The 17,658-nt window shown below is 33.8% G+C and carries 13 protein-coding genes; 3 read left to right on the top strand and 10 right to left on the bottom strand.

Going from position 1 to position 17,658, the window contains the following annotated elements; genetic code table 11:
- The first annotated feature begins 142 nt into the window (after positions 1-142).
- Positions 143-2,320 carry a carboxy terminal-processing peptidase gene (locus DR980_RS14685; protein ID WP_113637545.1) on the top strand — a complete coding sequence of 726 codons (2,178 nt, stop codon included), beginning with the start codon at positions 143-145 and terminating at the stop codon, positions 2,318-2,320.
- Between the two features lie 364 nt (positions 2,321-2,684).
- Here the strand turns inward: DR980_RS14685 and rodA are convergent, their stop codons facing one another.
- From rodA to purH, 6 genes are all read right to left on the bottom strand, one after another.
- Positions 2,685-3,920, bottom strand: coding sequence for a rod shape-determining protein RodA (gene rodA, locus DR980_RS14680; RefSeq protein WP_113637543.1), 1,236 nt, complete (start codon positions 3,918-3,920; stop codon positions 2,685-2,687).
- A 5-nt stretch (positions 3,921-3,925) separates the two neighbouring features.
- Positions 3,926-5,878 (bottom strand): penicillin-binding protein 2, encoded by a 1,953-nt coding sequence (mrdA, locus tag DR980_RS14675; protein ID WP_113637541.1) that lies wholly within the window; start codon positions 5,876-5,878, stop codon positions 3,926-3,928.
- Entirely contained in the window at positions 5,875-6,381 is a 507-nt protein-coding gene (locus tag DR980_RS14670) for a rod shape-determining protein MreD (protein ID WP_113637539.1), read from the bottom strand. The genes mrdA and DR980_RS14670 overlap by 4 nt, the downstream gene beginning before the upstream one ends.
- Positions 6,374-7,198 carry a rod shape-determining protein MreC gene (mreC, locus tag DR980_RS14665; RefSeq protein ID WP_113637536.1) on the bottom strand — a complete coding sequence of 275 codons (825 nt, stop codon included), beginning with the start codon at positions 7,196-7,198 and terminating at the stop codon, positions 6,374-6,376. The genes DR980_RS14670 and mreC overlap by 8 nt, the downstream gene beginning before the upstream one ends.
- 98 nt (positions 7,199-7,296) lie before the next feature.
- Positions 7,297-8,325: a rod shape-determining protein gene (locus tag DR980_RS14660; protein WP_091204281.1), complete on the bottom strand. Its 1,029-nt coding sequence runs from the start codon at positions 8,323-8,325 to the stop codon at positions 7,297-7,299.
- 54 nt (positions 8,326-8,379) lie between these two features.
- On the bottom strand, positions 8,380-9,906 hold the full coding sequence (gene purH / locus DR980_RS14655; protein ID WP_113637534.1) for a bifunctional phosphoribosylaminoimidazolecarboxamide formyltransferase/IMP cyclohydrolase: 1,527 nt from the start codon (positions 9,904-9,906) through the stop codon (positions 8,380-8,382).
- A gap of 194 nt (positions 9,907-10,100) precedes the next feature.
- Here purH and DR980_RS14650 point away from each other — a divergent pair, with 194 nt between their 5' ends.
- On the top strand, positions 10,101-11,351 hold the full coding sequence (locus DR980_RS14650; RefSeq protein ID WP_113637531.1) for an ABC transporter permease: 1,251 nt from the start codon (positions 10,101-10,103) through the stop codon (positions 11,349-11,351).
- 155 nt (positions 11,352-11,506) lie between these two features.
- Here DR980_RS14650 and accD read toward each other — a convergent pair whose 3' ends face one another.
- The 3 genes from accD to tamL form a co-directional block, all read right to left on the bottom strand.
- On the bottom strand, positions 11,507-12,361 hold the full coding sequence (gene accD / locus DR980_RS14645; RefSeq protein WP_113637529.1) for an acetyl-CoA carboxylase, carboxyltransferase subunit beta: 855 nt from the start codon (positions 12,359-12,361) through the stop codon (positions 11,507-11,509).
- Positions 12,362-12,435: 74 nt separating this feature from the next.
- A complete protein-coding gene (gene fbaA, locus DR980_RS14640; protein WP_113637527.1) occupies positions 12,436-13,503 on the bottom strand; it encodes a class II fructose-bisphosphate aldolase in 1,068 nt (355 codons plus the stop codon).
- 61 nt (positions 13,504-13,564) lie between these two features.
- Positions 13,565-16,132, bottom strand: a complete 2,568-nt coding sequence (tamL, locus tag DR980_RS14635; RefSeq protein ID WP_113637525.1) for a translocation and assembly module lipoprotein TamL — start codon at positions 16,130-16,132, stop codon at positions 13,565-13,567.
- A 37-nt stretch (positions 16,133-16,169) separates the two neighbouring features.
- On the opposite strand from tamL, the gene DR980_RS14630 reads away from it, so the two are divergent.
- The gene (locus DR980_RS14630) at positions 16,170-16,895 is read left to right on the top strand and encodes a TrmH family RNA methyltransferase (protein WP_113637651.1); all 726 of its coding nucleotides are present in this window, start codon (positions 16,170-16,172) and stop codon (positions 16,893-16,895) included.
- Positions 16,896-16,952: 57 nt separating this feature from the next.
- On the opposite strand, the gene porT is transcribed toward DR980_RS14630, so the two are convergent.
- Positions 16,953-17,657 carry a type IX secretion/gliding motility protein PorT/SprT gene (gene porT / locus DR980_RS14625; protein ID WP_113637523.1) on the bottom strand — a complete coding sequence of 235 codons (705 nt, stop codon included), beginning with the start codon at positions 17,655-17,657 and terminating at the stop codon, positions 16,953-16,955.
- Position 17,658 lies beyond the last annotated feature (1 nt).

Here is a 17,658-nt window from a genome sequence, read left to right as displayed (position 1 = left end):
GATTAAGTAAACAAAAGATAAAAATATGTTATCTTGATTCATTTAGGATAATAAAAAAAAACATTTTTATATCTTTAACAAAAATTTAGGGGAGCTCTGCTAGTGTTGGCATAGTTTTTACCGTACATTAGAATAAAAATTCATGAATACTATTCTTAACTTTATGAAAAGAAATTATAAAATTATCCTTGTTGTCGTGTGTATTTCGGTGACATTATTTGCCTTCAAAATGAATGCCTCGAAAGCAAATGATCCAGAAAAAGACAAGCTGCTTTTGGAGTTGTTAACTTTTGTTATAGAAAAAGGTCATTACAGTCCAGCAAAAATCGATGATGCTTTTTCGAAAGGTATTTACAAAGATTACATAGAAGCTTTGGATCCATCGAAACGATTTTTTTTACAATCGGATATTGATGAATTTTCAAAATTTGAGTTGCAATTAGACGATCAGTTATTGAATAAAGATTTGTCTTTCTTCAATTTGACTTATGAGCGATTGATGAAAAGGATGGATGAAAGCACTAAAATTTATAAGGATGTTTTAAGTAAACCTTTTGATTTTACTACGGATGAAAGTTTTAATATTGATTATGAGAAAGCTCCTTATCCAAAAAATGTTGCGGAACTAAATGATAAATGGCGTAAACAAATCAAATTGTCTGCTCTGTCATCACTAATTGATAAACAAAAATTAGAAGAAGATAAGAAGAAAAATGATGCTAGTTATGTTGTTAAATCTTTTGATGTTATAGAAAAGGAAACTAGAGAAAGCTCTCAAAAATCTTTGGATGAGTATTTTGGATTTATTAAGGATTTAGATAGAAACGATTGGTTTTCGGTGTACATAAATTCTATAACAGCACGTTTTGACCCGCATACAAACTATTTTGCAGCGGAAGAAAAAGAACGTTTCGATGTAAGTATAAGCGGTAAGTTAGAGGGAATAGGTGCGCGTTTGCAAAAGAAAAATGACTTGACTGAAATTTCAGAACTTATTTCTGGTGGTCCAGCATGGAGAGGTAAACAGCTTGAAGCTGGGGATTTAATTATGAAAGTTGCCCAAGGAAATGGCGAAGCTGTTGATGTTGTTGGGATGCGTCTTGATGATGTGGTGAAAAAAATCAAAGGACCAAAAGGTTCAGAAGTTCGTCTTACCGTTAAAAAAGTAGATGGAACCATCAAAATCATTTCAATTATCAGAGATATTGTTGAAATCGAAGAAACGTACGCAAAATCCAGTATTGTAAACAAAAATGGATTGAAGTACGGAGTGATTTATTTACCTAAATTTTATATTGATTTCGAAAATGCAGATGGTAGAGATGCCGGAAAAGATATCGCTTTAGAAGTGGACCGATTGAAAAAAGCAGGAGTTAACGGAATCGTGTTAGATGTACGTGATGATGGTGGTGGATCTTTATCGACTGTTGTTGATATTGCTGGATTGTTTATTGAACAAGGGCCAATTGTTCAGATTAAATCTGCGGGTAGAAAAAAAGAAGTTCTGTACGACAGAGATAAAAAAATCGAATGGGACGGACCATTAGTTATTATGGTTAATAGTTTTTCAGCTTCAGCATCAGAAATTTTGGCTGCAGCCATACAAGATTATAAAAGAGGAATTATCATTGGTAGTAAACAAACTTATGGTAAGGGAACGGTGCAAAATGTGATTGATTTAAACCAATTTGTACGAAGTAGTTCTGTTGGGGATTTAGGAGCCATTAAAACAACAACTCAGAAGTTTTACAGAATTAATGGTGGTTCTACTCAATTAGAAGGTGTACGAAGCGATATCGTAATGCCGGATCGTTATGCTTACTTAAAAATGGGCGAGCGCGATGTTGATAATGCAATGCCTTGGGACAAAATTGATCAAGCAGATTATCAAGTTTGGAATAACAACACTAATTTTAATCAAGCAATTACTAACAGTAAAAATAGAATTAGTAAAAACCCACAATTTCAATTGATCGAGGAAAATGCGAAGTGGATTGATAGTAGAAGTGAAGAGAATGTTTATAGTTTGAATATTGATAAGTTTAAAATTGCTCAATCTGAAATTGAAGAGAAAGCAAAAAAATACAAGCCAATTGTAGATTATAAAAATTCATTGACATTTACATCATTGCCTTATGAAACTGATGCAATGAATAAAGATGTTACTTTGAAAGAAAAAAGAGAAAGATGGCATGAAGCTTTGTCAAAAGATATTTATGTTGAAGAGGCTCTTAATGTATTAGATGATTTACAATCGAAAGCAGTTTCTAAAAAGAACATGCCAGTTAAGATTAAAAAAGATAAGTTGGCTAAATCTTAAGTATTTTTATAAAAGGTTTAGGTTATCATAATTTAAATGCCCTATAAATTCGAAAGAATGTATAGGGCATTTTATTTGTGTAAAACTATCGTTATAATTTTATATAACTCTTTGGAGGAAATTAAATAAGTAGATTAATGCTGTTTAGATGTTAATTAATTTTGCCGCAATTATCTTATCTGACTATAAACCTTATTTATTGCAAATTACTATCTGAATTATGGTTAAGAATTAACAACTTTAGGATTCAGATGAATTGGCAATAAGATGAATTAATTTCTTGTTTAGATCTTTTATTCAAAAACAAATAGTAACATTCAATATTGAGTTGCTGTGGAATTTATTTTAGATTAAAGCTGCCAAATTACCATTCGTTTACTTTGTTTGCATCCATTTTTATGAATATGAACAACAATATAGTAAAGCCCCAAAGTCCGGAACCTCCGTATGAAAAGAAGGGTAGCGGAACACCAATTGTTGGAAAAATACCAACAACCATAGCAATATTTACAAAGAAGTGTGTGAATAAAATTCCGGCAACACAATAACCGTAGACTCTGCTGAACTTTGTTTTTTGTCTCTCTGCTAAGTATATTATTCTAAGAAACAAACCTGTAAAAAGTCCTATTACAACTAAAGAACCCGCAAATCCCCATTCCTCGCCGACAGTAGTAAAAATGTAATCCGTATGTTGTTCCGGTACAAAACCACCTTTAGTTTGTGTGCCTTCCAGAAATCCCTTTCCTAACCAACCTCCAGAGCCAATTGCAATTTCGGACTGATTCGTATTATATCCAATACCTTTCATGTCAACAGTTTTTCCTAAAAGTATATTAAAACGGTCTCGGTGATGTTGTTTAAATACATTGTCAAAAACATAGTCTACTGACAATACAAATCCTGAAAGAAGCACGAAAAGAATACTGCTCAAAACGATATTCCTATCGGCTAATCTAGATTTGAAGTGAATTATTAAAAGAACCAATAAGCCGATAAGGATTACATATTGTGGTTCTAATATCAATGTTAATACAAACAGAAGAATAGTTATAAAACCCGTCCATACATACCAAGCCGGAAGTCCTTCACGATATAAAACGATGATAAATATGCTGTAAATTAAAGCACTTCCTGGATCGGGCTGTGGTAAAATTAGCAATACGGGTAATATGATTATCGCAAGTGCCTGCCATTGACGGGTCACATCTTTGAGATTAATTTGCGTGTCACTTAAATATTTAGCTAATGCCAATGCTGTGGCTGCTTTTGCAAATTCAGAAGGTTGAATGGTAAAACTTCCTATCGCATACCAACAACGCTGACCTGCTATTGTCTTTCCAAACAAAAATAATCCTGCCAATGACAATAACGAAATCCCAAAAATAATACTCGCGTATTTTTCGTAAAACTTGCCATCTACTGAAAGTACTATGAAAATCAAAGGAATGGTAAGTACGATGAATATCAACTGCTTCTCGTAAGTATCTTCCATAGAAGATAACGACGAGGAATAGATGTTAAGCCAGCCCAAAATAACCAGTAGTGCATAAATGATTATGCTTATCCAGTCAATGTTGTTTGATACACTTTGGTTTTTCATCGGAATTAAATAGCTTGTTTTTTCTCTTTGGTGGAATCAATTTTTACTTTCAAAACTGGAGTTACGGTTTTCTTTTTTAGAAGAGAATCACTAATTCTTAATTGTAATTTCACTGCTTCCGAAAGTCCACCTAATTTAGCATATCGACCTTGTAAACTTGTGGCAAGTATTCTTTTTTCTAAATCTAGTCTAGTTATTTTCTGTCTGAGGTATTTTTCAATCATCAAACTGGCAATTGGCCCTGCTATCGTTGCTCCGTAACCTCCATTTTCTACCATAACAGCTATCGCAATTTTTGGATTGTCTTTTGGTGCAAAAGCTACAAATATAGAGTGATCTTCCATTTTTACTCGTACTCCGCCAATTTTAGCGAAATTCTCAGCAGTTCCTGTCTTACCACAAATATCGATTCCTTCCACTTTTAGTGATCTCGCAGTTCCTAAATTGTAAACGTCAAACAAGCCACTGATCATTGGCTTAAAGTGCCTTTTATCAATTGTGGTTTCATGTTTGGTAGTAAATTTTTTGTCTATCGTATGGCCTTCAATTCTTTTGATGATATGAGGTGTGTAGTAATAACCTTCATTCGCAACAGTTGCCATCATGTTAGCCAGCTGAATTGGAGTCATCAAAACTTCTCCTTGTCCTATAGAGTTTGAAACAATTGTCGTGCTTCTCCAGCCACCGTTAGGATAAATTCGTTTATATGTTTTTGAGTCGGGTACATTTCCTCTTTTACCAGTTGGTAAATCATATCCCATAAATTGGCCAAGACCAAAACTTTTAACATGTTTACTCCACACATCAACAGCTTGAGCTGGTTTAGCATATTTATTAATGGTTTGCATGTAAGCCGTGGCAAAGTAGGAATTACAAGACTCAAATATTCCTCTGTGTAATTGAAGTGCGCCACCATGACAGTGACATCCCATAAAACGTCCTCTGGCATAACTGAAACCGCGATTACAAAACACAGTTGTGTTTTCATCAATTACACCTTCTTGAAGGGCAACAAGTCCTGTTAAAATTTTGAAAGGTGAACCGGGAGGATATTCTGCTAATAATCCTCTATCGTAAAGTGGTTTTGCAATAGAATCATGGTATAATGCAGTGTAGTTTTTAGAACGTTGTCTCCCTACTAATATTCCAGGGTCGTAGGAAGGTGCTGTAACCAATGCTAAAATCTCACCTGTTCTTGGTTCAATTGCGACAATTCCTCCTCTTTTATTAATCATTAACTCTTCGCCGTATTTTTGAATTTCGGCGTCGATAGTAAGATTTATGTCTTCTCCTTGAACGGCAATAGTATCGTATTTTCCGTCTTTATACGAACCAATTTCACGGTTGTATTTGTCTTTCTGAAAATATTTTACGCCCTTTACACCTCGTAAAATATCCTCGTAGCTTTGTTCAACTCCTTGTTGGCCAATCAAATCACCACTATTGTAATATGGATTTTTAGCGACTAATTTTTCATTGACCTGAGTGATGAATCCAAAAATATTTGCGCCAAAAGCCACTTCATAATCACGAAGTGAGCGCTTTTGAAAATAAAAGCCTTCGTATTTTCGTATTTTTTCTTGAAAAGCAGCAAATTCACTTTTGTTTAACTGCGATAAGAAAACAGACGGTAATCTAGGACTGTAAACTTTAGCCTTTTCAATTTTTTTTATAAAATCTTCTTTGGTGATATTCAATAATTGGCAAAACTCTAAAGTATCTGTCCCTTTAACTTCTCTCGGTACTACCATAATGTCATAAGAGGCTTGATTAGCAACTAATAACTTTCCTTTGCGGTCATAGATGTAGCCTCTTTCAGGATATTCGTATTTTTTTTTAATGGCATTATTTTCAGATTTTAACTTTAAAGTATCGTCAACAACCTGCAAATAAAATATTCGCATTACAAGTAAAGTAGTAGCAAGAATGATTAAGGAAGGCAACAAGACTTTTCTCATCGTTTGTTTGGCTTAATAAGGTATATTATGATAATGCAAATAATGATCGTAAATACTGTACTTAATAATGTTGTTATTAGGGTGTCTAATATAAAACTCAATTGGAATGCCTCCAATAAAAATAAAGTGAAGTGATGAATTACAACCGACAATAATATAAAAGAAAATCGCTGTGGTGTCAGGACATCATTCAATTTTATGGTTTGATATTCGTAACTTAAACCAAATGCAAATTTAAAAATGGAAGGTCTGAAATAGGCTAAAACTAAACAAGCCGTAGCGTGCGTTCCTCCAGAATTACTAAATAAATCCATGATGATTCCAAGTAAAAAACTGGCAGCCACTAAGCCAGATTTGTTGCCATTTACCGGGTAAAGGATAATGAATAAGATATATGGAAATGGGCTGATGTAACCCAAAAAATTCATATTGTTGAATATGATGATCTGAATTGCCAATAGCAGAATAAATCGGAAAATATTGACTAACAAGGTGCTATTCATCCTTTTCTCTTTTTTCTAGATTAATGATTTCTTCACGATCTTTCCTTTTTATGATGTACACATGGCCTAAATTGGTCATGTCGTTAAACAGTCTAACATCTAAAGTATAAAAATTGGTTTGTTTGTCTCTGTAGATTTTTGCTATTGTTCCAATGTTGATGTTTTCTGGAAAAATAACCGACTGTCCTCCGGTAACAATAGTATCTCCAATCTTTATTAATGCTAATCGTGGTAAATCTGTCAATTGAACATATCCAGTACTCTTACCGTTCCAGTTTAGCGAACCAAAATGGTTTGACTTTTTAATTTTAGCATTAATTTGTGTTCTTTTATTCAAAATACTGATTACTGTCGAATATTTTGGAGAAGTGTTTTCAATAATTCCTACGATACCTAAATCGTTTATTACTCCCATATCAGGTTTTACACCGTCTATTTCACCTGAATTTAATGTCAGATAATTTTCATACACGTTATAGGAGTTGTGGATTACTTTAGAAACAACTATATCCTCAGGTTTAACACCTTTCAGACTGTCTAATTTTTTAACAACTGTTGTGTCTTTTCGATTGAACAAGAGACTTTTTAGTTTTGCATTTTCGAGTGCAAGCGCTTCATTTTGAGTTTTTAAATTCAAATATTCATGTAGGTTGTTTACTCTTTCATAAACACCGCCGCTTAAAAAGTTTGCAGAACTTATAATTTTGCTTCTATGGAAGGAATGGGACTGAATCGTAAGTGCTAACGATATACCCAAAAGCAGCAAAAACAGTATTCTGTTACTGTTTTTAAAAATAAAATTAAATATTTGCTGCATTGTTTAAAGTTAAATATTTAAATAAATCAAAAATCAAATTCTAAATTCCATTGTACTGACAAATCGTAGTGAAGTTGGAATTTAGAATCTATTTTTTGTTATTTTATGAGGATACTTTTAAATTTCACGATGTTTTTTAGTGCCATACCGGTTCCTCTGACAACAGCTCTTAATGGATCTTCGGCAATGTAAACAGGTAAATCTGTTTTTTGCGAAATTCTTTTATCAAGACCTCTTAACATTGATCCTCCACCAGCAAGATAAATACCTGTATTGTAAATATCAGCAGCTAATTCTGGAGGTGTTTGAGATAAAGTTTCCATTACTGCATCTTCAATACGTTGTATCGATTTGTCTAATGCTTTTGCAATTTCTCGGTACGAAACTTCAACTTGTTTTGGTTTACCAGTCAATAAATCTCTACCTTGAACGGACATGTCTTCAGGCGGAGTTTCTAAATCTTCAATAGCAGCACCAATTTGAATTTTTATTTTTTCAGCGGTAGTTTCTCCAACAAAAAGATTGTGTTGGGTACGCATGTAATACACTATGTCATTTGTAAATACATCACCAGCAATTTTTACTGACTTGTCACATACAATCCCACCTAATGCAATTACTGCGATTTCAGTTGTTCCACCACCAATATCAACAATCATATTTCCTTTAGGTTGCATGATGTCAATTCCAATACCTATTGCCGCAGCCATAGGTTCGTGTATCAAATAAACTTCTTTACCATTAACTCTTTCGCATGATTCTTTTACCGCTCTCATTTCCACTTCGGTAATTCCAGAAGGAATACAAACCACCATTCTTAGTGCGGGAGTAAACATTCTTTTCTTTAATGCTGGAATGCTTTTTATGAATAAGCTTATCATTTTTTCGGAAGCATCAAAATCAGCAATTACACCATCCTTCAAAGGTCTAATCGTCTTAATGTTTTCATGTGTCTTACCCTGCATCATGCTGGCTTCTTTACCTACAGCAATGATTTTGCCCGATATTCTATCGCGGGCAACTATTGAAGGGCTGTCAATTACTACTTTATCATTATGTATGATTAAAGTATTAGCGGTACCAAGGTCTATCGCAATATCCTCGGTCATGAAATCAAAAAATCCCATAAGTTTTTTAAGGGTTAAAATGTTATAAATTTGAAACGAGCAAAGTTAAACAAATTAATGTTTAAAATGACGCGTTCCCGTAAATACCATTGCAACTTTATTTTCATTGCAATAGTTGATGCTTAATTCGTCTTTAATAGATCCACCTGGTTGAATTACCGCTGTTATTCCTGCGTTTTTAGCTATTTCTACACAATCAGGGAAAGGGAAAAAAGCATCACTTGCCATTGAGGCTCCGTGCAAATCAAATCCGAAATTTTTAGCTTTTTCAATAGCTTGAAGCAAGGCGTCAACTCTTGATGTTTGTCCAGTACCTGAAGCAATAAGTGTACCGTTTTTTGCAAAAACAATCGTGTTCGATTTGGTGTTTTTACAAATTTTTGAAGCAAATATTAAATCTTGAATCTCTTGTTCTGAAGGTGTAGTTATAGTAACGGTTCTTAACGCTTCTTTATTGTCAGTGATGTTGTTTCTTTCCTGAACTAAGATTCCGTTTAAGCACGTTCTTACTTGTTTTTGTGGCAAAGCAACCTCATTTTGCACTAATATAATTCGGTTTTTCTTTTCTTGTAAAATCGCGGTAGCTTCAACATCATATTCCGGAGCAATTACAACTTCGCAAAACAATTTGTTTATTTCAGTAGCAGTTGCTACATCAATTTTAGTATTGGAAATTAAAACACCACCAAAAGCTGAAGTTGGATCACACGCTAATGCTGCTAAGTATGCTTCATTAATTGTAGTTCTTGTAGCTAAACCACAGGCATTGTTGTGTTTTAATATAGCAAATGTAGGTCCGTCATTCTTGAATTCATTAATCAAATTTACAGCAGCATCTACATCTAATAAATTGTTATATGATAATTCTTTTCCGTGAACTTTGTTGAACATGGCATCAAAATCACCAAAGAAAAATCCTTTTTGATGTGGGTTTTCTCCGTATCTCAAAACTTGTCCATTTGCAATACTTTCTTTGTAAATGGTTTCGTCAGTGTTGAAATAATTAAAAATTGCGGTGTCATAATGAGAAGAAACATGAAATGCTTTGGTAGCTAATAACTTTCTGTCTTCTAATGTAGTCGCACCGTTTTGTTCTGTAATTAAATCCAAAAGTAAACTGTATTGATCAACCGAAGCCACAATTACAGTATCCTTGAAGTTTTTTGCAGCAGCACGAATTAGTGAAATACCACCAATATCTATTTTTTCAATGATATCGGCTTCACTTGCTCCTGAAGCTACCGTTTTTTCAAAAGGATATAAGTCAACAATTACCAAGTCAATTTGTGGTATATTGAATTCGATCATTTGCTGAACATCACTTTCATTATCCTGACGATTTAGTATTCCGCCAAAAACTTTTGGGTGCAATGTTTTTACTCTTCCACCCAAAATAGATGGGTAAGAAGTCACATCTTCAACGGGTATTACAGGAATTCCTAAGTTTTTTATGAAATCCTCTGTTCCACCTGTAGAATAAAGTGTAACATTTTGACTGTTTAGTTGTCTTACTATAGGTTCCAATCCTTCTTTAGAAAAGACGGAGATTAATGCAGATTGAATTGTTTTAGTTGTGCTCATTATGTAGTTATAGTTATAAAGTGCAAAAATAGTTTTTTAATGTTAAAATTAAGCCATTTGAAATTGAGATAATTATAATTTTTAATGCTATTTCAACGACAGGCATAAAATAATGGCGCATCGCTGGAACGAAATGATTTTTCATTAGGTTTTTGAATATTATTTATAGATTTTTACTTAAACAAATAGATTATATGTTAGTTTATCTTCGATTATTAAAAGAGAGTTTTGGGTTTGCAATGAATGCGTTGCGAAATAATAAATTAAGAACCTTGCTTTCTTTGTTAGGAGTGACGATAGGTATTTTTTCGATTATTGCAGTTCTGGCTGCCGTAGATTCTTTGGACAAAAAAATTAAAAAGGATTTGAGTAGTCTGGATAAAAATACCATTTATTTGATGCGCTTTTCTTTTGGTCCATCCGAAATTCCGCAATGGAAAAGAGAGCAATTTCCGGATGTTAAATACGATGAATACGAGTATCTGAAAAGTTCTATGAACGATTTAGACCAGATGGCGTATCAGTTTTTTGTGGGTAGAGAGGTTCTAAAATTCGAATCGGAATCCGTAAGTGATGTGAATATCGTTCCGGTATCACATGAATTCATAGAAATCCAAGGTCTTGAGTTTGAAAAAGGAAGATTTTATAATGAATCTGAATCTAATTCCGGTGCTCCGGTTATTGTTCTTGGCTTTGATATTGCTAAAAGTCTTTTTGGTGAAAGTGAACCAATTGGAAAAAACATTCGTCTTTACGGACAGCGTTTCACAGTTATTGGAATGTTGAAAAAGCAAGGAGAAGGAATGTTTGGGGATAGTAATGATACATCAGCTTTCATTCCAGTGAATTTTTTAAGAAGGTTGTACGGTGATAATAATGATGCGTTGACGCCGGTAATCCTTGTAAAGCCTGACAAAGGAGTTGATATGGATGCTTTTAAAGCGGAACTTGCCCAGAAACTAAGAAATTATCGCGGGATGAAAATAGATGAAATTGATAATTTTTTCATTAATGTACTTTCGGGATTTACAGATTTATTAGATGGAATTATTAGCGCCATGCGTGGAGGTGGAATTTTGATTAGTGTCTTTTCGTTCTTAGTTGGAGGATTTGGAGTAGCTAATATCATGTTTGTTTCTGTAAAAGAGCGTACCAATTTGATTGGGATTCAAAAATCATTAGGAGCCAAAAATAGATTTATCCTTTTTCAATTTCTATTTGAAGCTATTATTTTATGTGTTATTGGCGGGGCAATTGGTTTACTGATAGTTTGGTTGTTATCCCTGCTTTTAACTAGTGTGCTGGATTTTGAATTCGTTTTGAGTTTTTGGAATATTTTGATTGGCTCCGGATTGTCAATTGTTGTAGGTGTAATTTCAGGAATTCTTCCGGCCATTTCAGCGTCTAAATTAGATCCTGTCGAAGCAATTAGAACAGGAATGTAAAGGTGTACTATTCTAATTGTAATTTTAATTTGAATTGCATTCTAAGTTACTAATTTAAAAATACTATATAAAAAAGCAGCTTCCAGAATTTTTGGAAGCTGCTTTTAGTTTGTATTAATGTATAAAAAAATATCGCGATTGCTCGGGATATTCATTTATCTAATAGTGTTATTTTGGATCAAATCGATATACAAGTTAATCTTGTCTTTCAATTCTTTTCTTGGTGCAATAAAGTCTAAGAAACCATGTTCAAGCAGAAACTCTGCGGTTTGAAAACCTTCCGGTAAATCTTTACCTGTCGTGTCTCTTACAACTCTTGGTCCTGCAAATCCTATTAATGCGCCTGGTTCAGAAATGTTGATGTCACCCAGCATTGCGTAAGAAGCAGTTGTTCCTCCGGTTGTTGGGTCTGTACACAATGAAATGTACGGAAGTTTTGCTTCGGCAAGTTGAGCGAGTTTTACAGATGTTTTTGCTAATTGCATTAAAGAATAAGCCGCTTCCATCATTCGTGCTCCACCTGATTTAGAAATCATTATGAAAGGCATTCTGTTTTTGATAGCGTGATCAATTCCTCTTGCAATTTTTTCTCCTACAACTGCACCCATAGAACCACCAATGAAGGCGAAATCCATACAGCAAATAACCACTTCTTTTCCTTTGGATTTTCCAACTCCAGTGCGCACTGCATCCTTAAGTTTAGTTTTATCCATAACGTCTTTCAAACGGTCCGCATATTTTTTTGTATCCACAAAATGCAAAGGATCTTTAGAAGTCATATTCTTGTCTAATTCAACAAACTCATTGTTGTCAAATAAGATTTGAAAATATTCAGCACTTCCTATTCTAACATGAAAACCATCCTCGGGACTTACAAATAAGTTACGAGCTAGTTCATCGGCATCAATAATTTTTCCAGTTGGAGATTTGTACCAAAGTCCTTTTGGAATATCCATTTTGTCTTCGGTAGCAGTAGTAATCCCTTTTTCTTTTCTTTTAAACCAAGCCATATTTATTGTTTTTGTTGTTTCAGGTTTAAAGCTTAAAGTTATGAAACCTTAAACCTGAAACTTTAAACTTTTTATTATAATGTATTCACGTTGTTCAAGTCAGCAAATGCTTGTTCCAGTCTTGTGTTGAAGGTAACTTCACTTTCACGCAACCATTTTCTTGGGTCGTAATATTTTTTGTTTGGAGCATCAGCACCTTCTGGGTTTCCAATTTGAGTTTTCAAATAGTCGATATTTTTTACCATGTAATCACGAATACCTTCTGTGAAAGCAAATTGTAAATCAGTATCGATGTTCATTTTTATAACACCGTAGCTGATACCTTCTCTGATTTCTTCTAATGTAGAACCTGATCCACCGTGGAAAACGAAATCAACCGGATTGTGTCTTGTGTTGAATTTATTTTGAACGAAATCTTGAGAGTTTTTTAAGATTTTTGGAGTCAATTTTACATTTCCTGGTTTGTAAACTCCATGAACGTTTCCAAAAGCTGCTGCAATTGTAAATCTTGGGCTTACTTTAGAAAGTTCTTCATATGCGTAAGCAACCTCTTCTGGTTGTGTGTATAATTTTGAACTGTCAACATCAGAGTTGTCAACACCATCTTCTTCACCACCTGTAATTCCAAGTTCGATTTCAAGTGTCATTCCCATTTTGCTCATTCTTTCTAAATAGCCTTTGCAAATTTCGATGTTTTCTTCGATTGGCTCTTCAGATAAATCAATCATGTGAGAAGAAAACAAAGGTTTTCCGGTTTTAGCAAAATGCGCTTCTGAAGCATCTAACAAACCATCAATCCAAGGCAATAATTTTTTTGCGCAATGGTCAGTATGTAAAATTACAGTTGCGCCGTAAGCTTCCGCCAAGGTATGAATGTGTAATGCACCAGCGATTCCACCAGCGATTGCTGCTTTTTCACCTGCATTTGAAAGTCCTTTTCCAGCGTTAAATTGTGCTCCTCCATTTGAAAATTGAATGATTACCGGAGCATTCAGTTTTGCTGCTGTTTCAAGAACGCCATTGATAGTATTTGATCCCGTAACATTTACTGCCGGAAGTGCAAATCCTTTTTCTTTAGCATAATTAAAAATTTCCTGAACCTGATCTCCTGTAGCTACGCCTGGTTTTATATTGTGTGCCATTGTACTTTTTTTAGTTATTTTTTTTAGTTTTTAGTTTTGCAAAAATAAGAATTAATTAGCATTAGAACGGATAATTTATTCCAAAATTTAAAACCGAGTTCGCAAAGTTGTATTCTCTAAACCATCTTTTGTTGGTTTCATTGGCTGGATTGTAGGTTTTAAATCCTAAATCAAAACGAATTACGAAAAAACTTAAGTCATATCTAATTCCAAATCCCGTACCCAAAGCCATGTCTTTTAAATCGCTCAAACTTGTAAATGTTGATTTCTCATCCACAACATTATCCAATGTATTCCAAATGTTTCCGGCGTCAGCAAAAACAGCTCCTTTAAGATTTCCCAAAAGTTTGAATCGAAATTCTGCACTGATGGCAATTTTCATGTTTGCTTCATTAAAATCGTCCAATGCACCGCTGCTTCCCGGACCTAAACCATAAGGTTGCCATGCTCTGTTGTCATTGGATCCACCAGAAAAATAACTTCTTGAAAAAGGAATGTAATTTGAGTTTCCAAACGGAATTGCAATTCCAAAAAAGGATCGAAATGCAACGATTTTTTCCTTGGATAAATCCCAATGTTTGATGTAATCGAATTCGGTTTTTATATACTCAGAATATTCCAAATTGAATATTTCATAATTTCCATTGCTGTTTTTTTTCTGATTTGAAGTTTTTGCAAAAGCAGACAAAATAGTTCCTGCTGATTCTATTTTTGTTCTGAAAAGATAGAAATTATTATCTGCTAAATCCTTTTTTGTTGTTTTTGAAAAAGTAAAACTGGTGGCTAAAATGAAATCGTTTTCCGTAAGTCTCAGTCTTCGCTCTTCAATACTTTTTACTGATTCGATATCAGCAGCTTCTAATGGTTTCAAAAAATTTGCATTACCGGTAAGGACATCGTTTGTAAAACCCGCAGTTCCTTGTTCAATAAGCAAGTCTTTGTCAATGTCGTTGTTGTAATAGGAAGGATTTGTATTGTACTCTTTGCTTATGTCATTTAAAGCATTGTAAGAAGATCCGTAAACATTAAAATAATTTTTAGGATTTAAATTCCGTACAAACTGAGTGTTGAAAAGATCAAATTTTGCCGTGTGATTTATTTTTGGAGTCCAGTTATAGGAAAGACCTCCTGTGAAGTTCTCTTTGTCGAGTCCTATATTTCTTTGTTTTGCAAAACCTACAGTAATCAGCGTGGATGGAATCATGCTTTTTGCTATAATTCTGTCCGTGTTAAACGGCATCAGAATTCGCGGAATGTTTAGTTTTAAATCCAATCCATATTCTGAAACGTTGAAAAAATTGTTTTTGGGATTTGCTAAATCTTTTGACGAACCAATATTTCCACGAGCTGCAATTTCAAGTGTTTCTGCACCATTAAATACGTTTCTAATTGTTTCGGAAACGCTCAATCCAATACCAAAATCCTGAATATTTGAATGTGTCAAGTCTAATGTGGTTCCAAAACTATATTTTTTTCGTGGGGTTAAATATACTTTGGCAATCAATGACTGCGCGGTTGTGTCTCTTTTGTCAACTTCATATTGTATAGACGGATAATTGAAAATCTTTAAATTATTCAAATAACGGGTCGTCAAAACCGTTTTATTGTCCGCGTATAAGCCTCCTTTTGTAATAAAAATAGCGTTTGTAATGGCTTTTGGTTTGTATTTTAATTTTTCGTGACTGTAAAGATTAAAGTTTTTATACCTTGTACTGTCCGTGATATTTAAGGTATTGTTACTCGGAGAATAATCAGTGTAAATATTTACGTCACTAATTTTATATATCTTAAAAGGTTCGGTTCGGGTTGAATCACCATCTTGATAGGAATAATTATTAATCATCAAGTTGATATTTGCCTGATTCACCTTTTTAATGGTATCAATGTCAAAAGTTACATAATTGGACTGGAAGTAATAAACTCCATTGTTTCTGAAGTGTGTAGTAATCCGATTTTTTTCATTTTCAAAATCATCAGTTTTGTATTGATTTCCGGATTTAATGTACGTATTAGTTTTGTTGGTTTCATATAACGAATCCAATGCTGGTGTTAATATTGTCGTTCTCAAAGAATCTAGAAAATATGCGTTTCCTGGAGTTATGGCATATTTTATCTTTGCTTTTTTTATAGCCAAAGTGTCTATGTTGTAAGCAGCATTTACATTAAAAAAACCATTGTTGAAGTAATAATATTTTAGTCGCAACAATGATTTGTCAGCTCTGTCTTTGTCAATAATTACGGGAGGTTCGCCGGTTCGTTTTAAGAAATCATGAATTCCGTGGTACCAAAAAGATTTACCCAGACGGTTCACTTGTTTTTCTGACAACCATTTTGATTTGCGTTTAAATTTTTCAGGATTATTAGCAAACTTGGCTTGGTAGGTTGAATCAGGATTTAGGTTTGCTAAATTATAGAGATTTAATCGCAAACGGTATCCCAGCAAGGTACTATTAGGTTTTTGATACAGCTGATTAAACACATTTTCATCCTTGATTGCTTTGTCATTTACTGTAATTTCATTTTTTGTAAGCAGTAGTTTTCCGTCTGGAACTCTTTTTACAGCGTTACATGCGCAAATTAGTATTGCAATTACAATAAATGCAGTTATTTTTGTGGAAATTTTTTTCAAGTGTTCTAAAATATTTAATTCAAAAGTACATTATTTTATGGTTAGTAAAAACCAAATAAAGCTTATAACGAGTTTGCAGCAAAAAAAATATAGAATTGCCAATAAATTATTTTTTGCCGAAGGTGTAAAAGGGATTCAGGAACTTTTGGATTCTGATTTTGAATTGGATCATTTGTATACCACGCAAAATGATTTTGATGAAGTTTCCAAAGACAAGAAAACCATTATATCGGAGAATGATTTGAAGAAAATCACTGCATTGGCAACGCCTAATTCTTGTTTAGCGGTTTTTAAAATGCCAACAGAAAAACCCGTATTGGAAACCGGTCTAATTGTAGCGCTTGATTCCATTCGGGATCCTGGGAATTTAGGAACTATATTGCGGTTGTGTGACTGGTTTGGCATACAACAAGTGTTGTGTTCAAAGGAAACAGTTGATGTTTATAATCCAAAAGTAGTACAGGCTACAATGGGTTCTATAGCCAGAGTGAATATTAATTATATTGATTTGAACGCTTTTTTGGCAACTACAAAACTACCGATTTTTGGCACTTTTATGGATGGATCTAATATTTATAAATCGGAGTTGCCAAAACAAGGAATCATAATTATGGGCAACGAAGCCAACGGAATTTCAACAGAACTCGAAAAGTTAGTCACCTGCCGACTCACAATTCCTCGTTTTGGAAATCTTCAAAAAACAGAAAGCTTAAATGTAGCTACGGCAACTGCCATTGTTTTAAGCGAGTTTCGTCGAGGTTAGTATTTAGTTTTTAGTCATAGGTTATTATAAAATAAATCTGCGCCTGAAAACTATTCTTTAGTGGAAAGAAAAATTGATGAATACAGCTCTTGTTTTCATAGAAGCGATATTTCCTGTCCAAGGACTGTTAGGATCGTTGTCTCTGATTAATTCGTCGTTTATTCCAAAAACACCTCGTATTGACGGTGAAAATATAAAATAATCCGAAAAAAGATCAATTCCAAAACCCAACTCGTAATTTGTAGTCCACGATTTTACGCGAAAACGTTGCTGGAAATTATCATCCATTAATTTAGAATTACTCGACAAGTTCAATGTAGATGATAATCCGCCTAGAGCATAAGGGCGAATATTTCCGGTTCTTAGCGACGAAAACTTCAGCAATAAGGGAAAGTGAATGTAGGTGCTGTTTACTTCTCTTAACGCATCGCCGCTGTTAGCAAAATTTGGATAATATAAATCCCTTTTGGTGTAATAAAGTCCGGGTTCAAATCGCAAGTTTATGTATTCCTGTAGTTTTAAATCGCCAATAATACCTACATTGAAACCGGTAGTTTTTTTGATAAGAATATCAGGAGTTTCCGTTTTATAATCAATCTTGAAATCGTACGAATTGAATCCTAAATAAAAGCCATAGTAAACTCTTTTCTGCTGAAAATTCTCTAAATTAATAATAGGATCTCTACTAAATATATTTTTAGATTTTTGAGCATATCCATTTAGAATAAAAGCAAAAAACAGAAAGACAATTAATTTTTTCATG

It is taken from the genome of Flavobacterium psychrolimnae (assembly GCF_003312425.1).
In the GTDB taxonomy this organism is placed as follows: Bacteria; Bacteroidota; Bacteroidia; order Flavobacteriales; family Flavobacteriaceae; genus Flavobacterium; species Flavobacterium psychrolimnae.
The sequence above is the reverse complement of the archived record's forward strand: the minus strand, read 5'-3'. Positions and strand labels throughout refer to the sequence as shown.

What these genes read in the sequence shown, in the direction of transcription:
- DR980_RS14685 (WP_113637545.1), top strand. Translation starts at nt 143, where the DNA reads ATGAATACTATTCTTAACTTTATGAAAAGAAATTATAAAATTATCCTT.
- fbaA (WP_113637527.1), bottom strand. Translation starts at nt 13,503, where the DNA reads ATGGCACACAATATAAAACCAGGCGTAGCTACAGGAGATCAGGTTCAG.
- mrdA (WP_113637541.1), bottom strand. Translation starts at nt 5,878, where the DNA reads ATGAGAAAAGTCTTGTTGCCTTCCTTAATCATTCTTGCTACTACTTTA.
- purH (WP_113637534.1), bottom strand. Translation starts at nt 9,906, where the DNA reads ATGAGCACAACTAAAACAATTCAATCTGCATTAATCTCCGTCTTTTCT.
- rodA (WP_113637543.1), bottom strand. Translation starts at nt 3,920, where the DNA reads ATGAAAAACCAAAGTGTATCAAACAACATTGACTGGATAAGCATAATC.
- mreC (WP_113637536.1), bottom strand. Translation starts at nt 7,198, where the DNA reads ATGCAGCAAATATTTAATTTTATTTTTAAAAACAGTAACAGAATACTG.
- porT (WP_113637523.1), bottom strand. Translation starts at nt 17,657, where the DNA reads ATGAAAAAATTAATTGTCTTTCTGTTTTTTGCTTTTATTCTAAATGGA.
- accD (WP_113637529.1), bottom strand. Translation starts at nt 12,361, where the DNA reads ATGGCTTGGTTTAAAAGAAAAGAAAAAGGGATTACTACTGCTACCGAA.
- DR980_RS14630 (WP_113637651.1), top strand. Translation starts at nt 16,170, where the DNA reads ATGGTTAGTAAAAACCAAATAAAGCTTATAACGAGTTTGCAGCAAAAA.
- DR980_RS14650 (WP_113637531.1), top strand. Translation starts at nt 10,101, where the DNA reads ATGTTAGTTTATCTTCGATTATTAAAAGAGAGTTTTGGGTTTGCAATG.
- DR980_RS14660 (WP_091204281.1), bottom strand. Translation starts at nt 8,325, where the DNA reads ATGGGATTTTTTGATTTCATGACCGAGGATATTGCGATAGACCTTGGT.
- DR980_RS14670 (WP_113637539.1), bottom strand. Translation starts at nt 6,381, where the DNA reads ATGAATAGCACCTTGTTAGTCAATATTTTCCGATTTATTCTGCTATTG.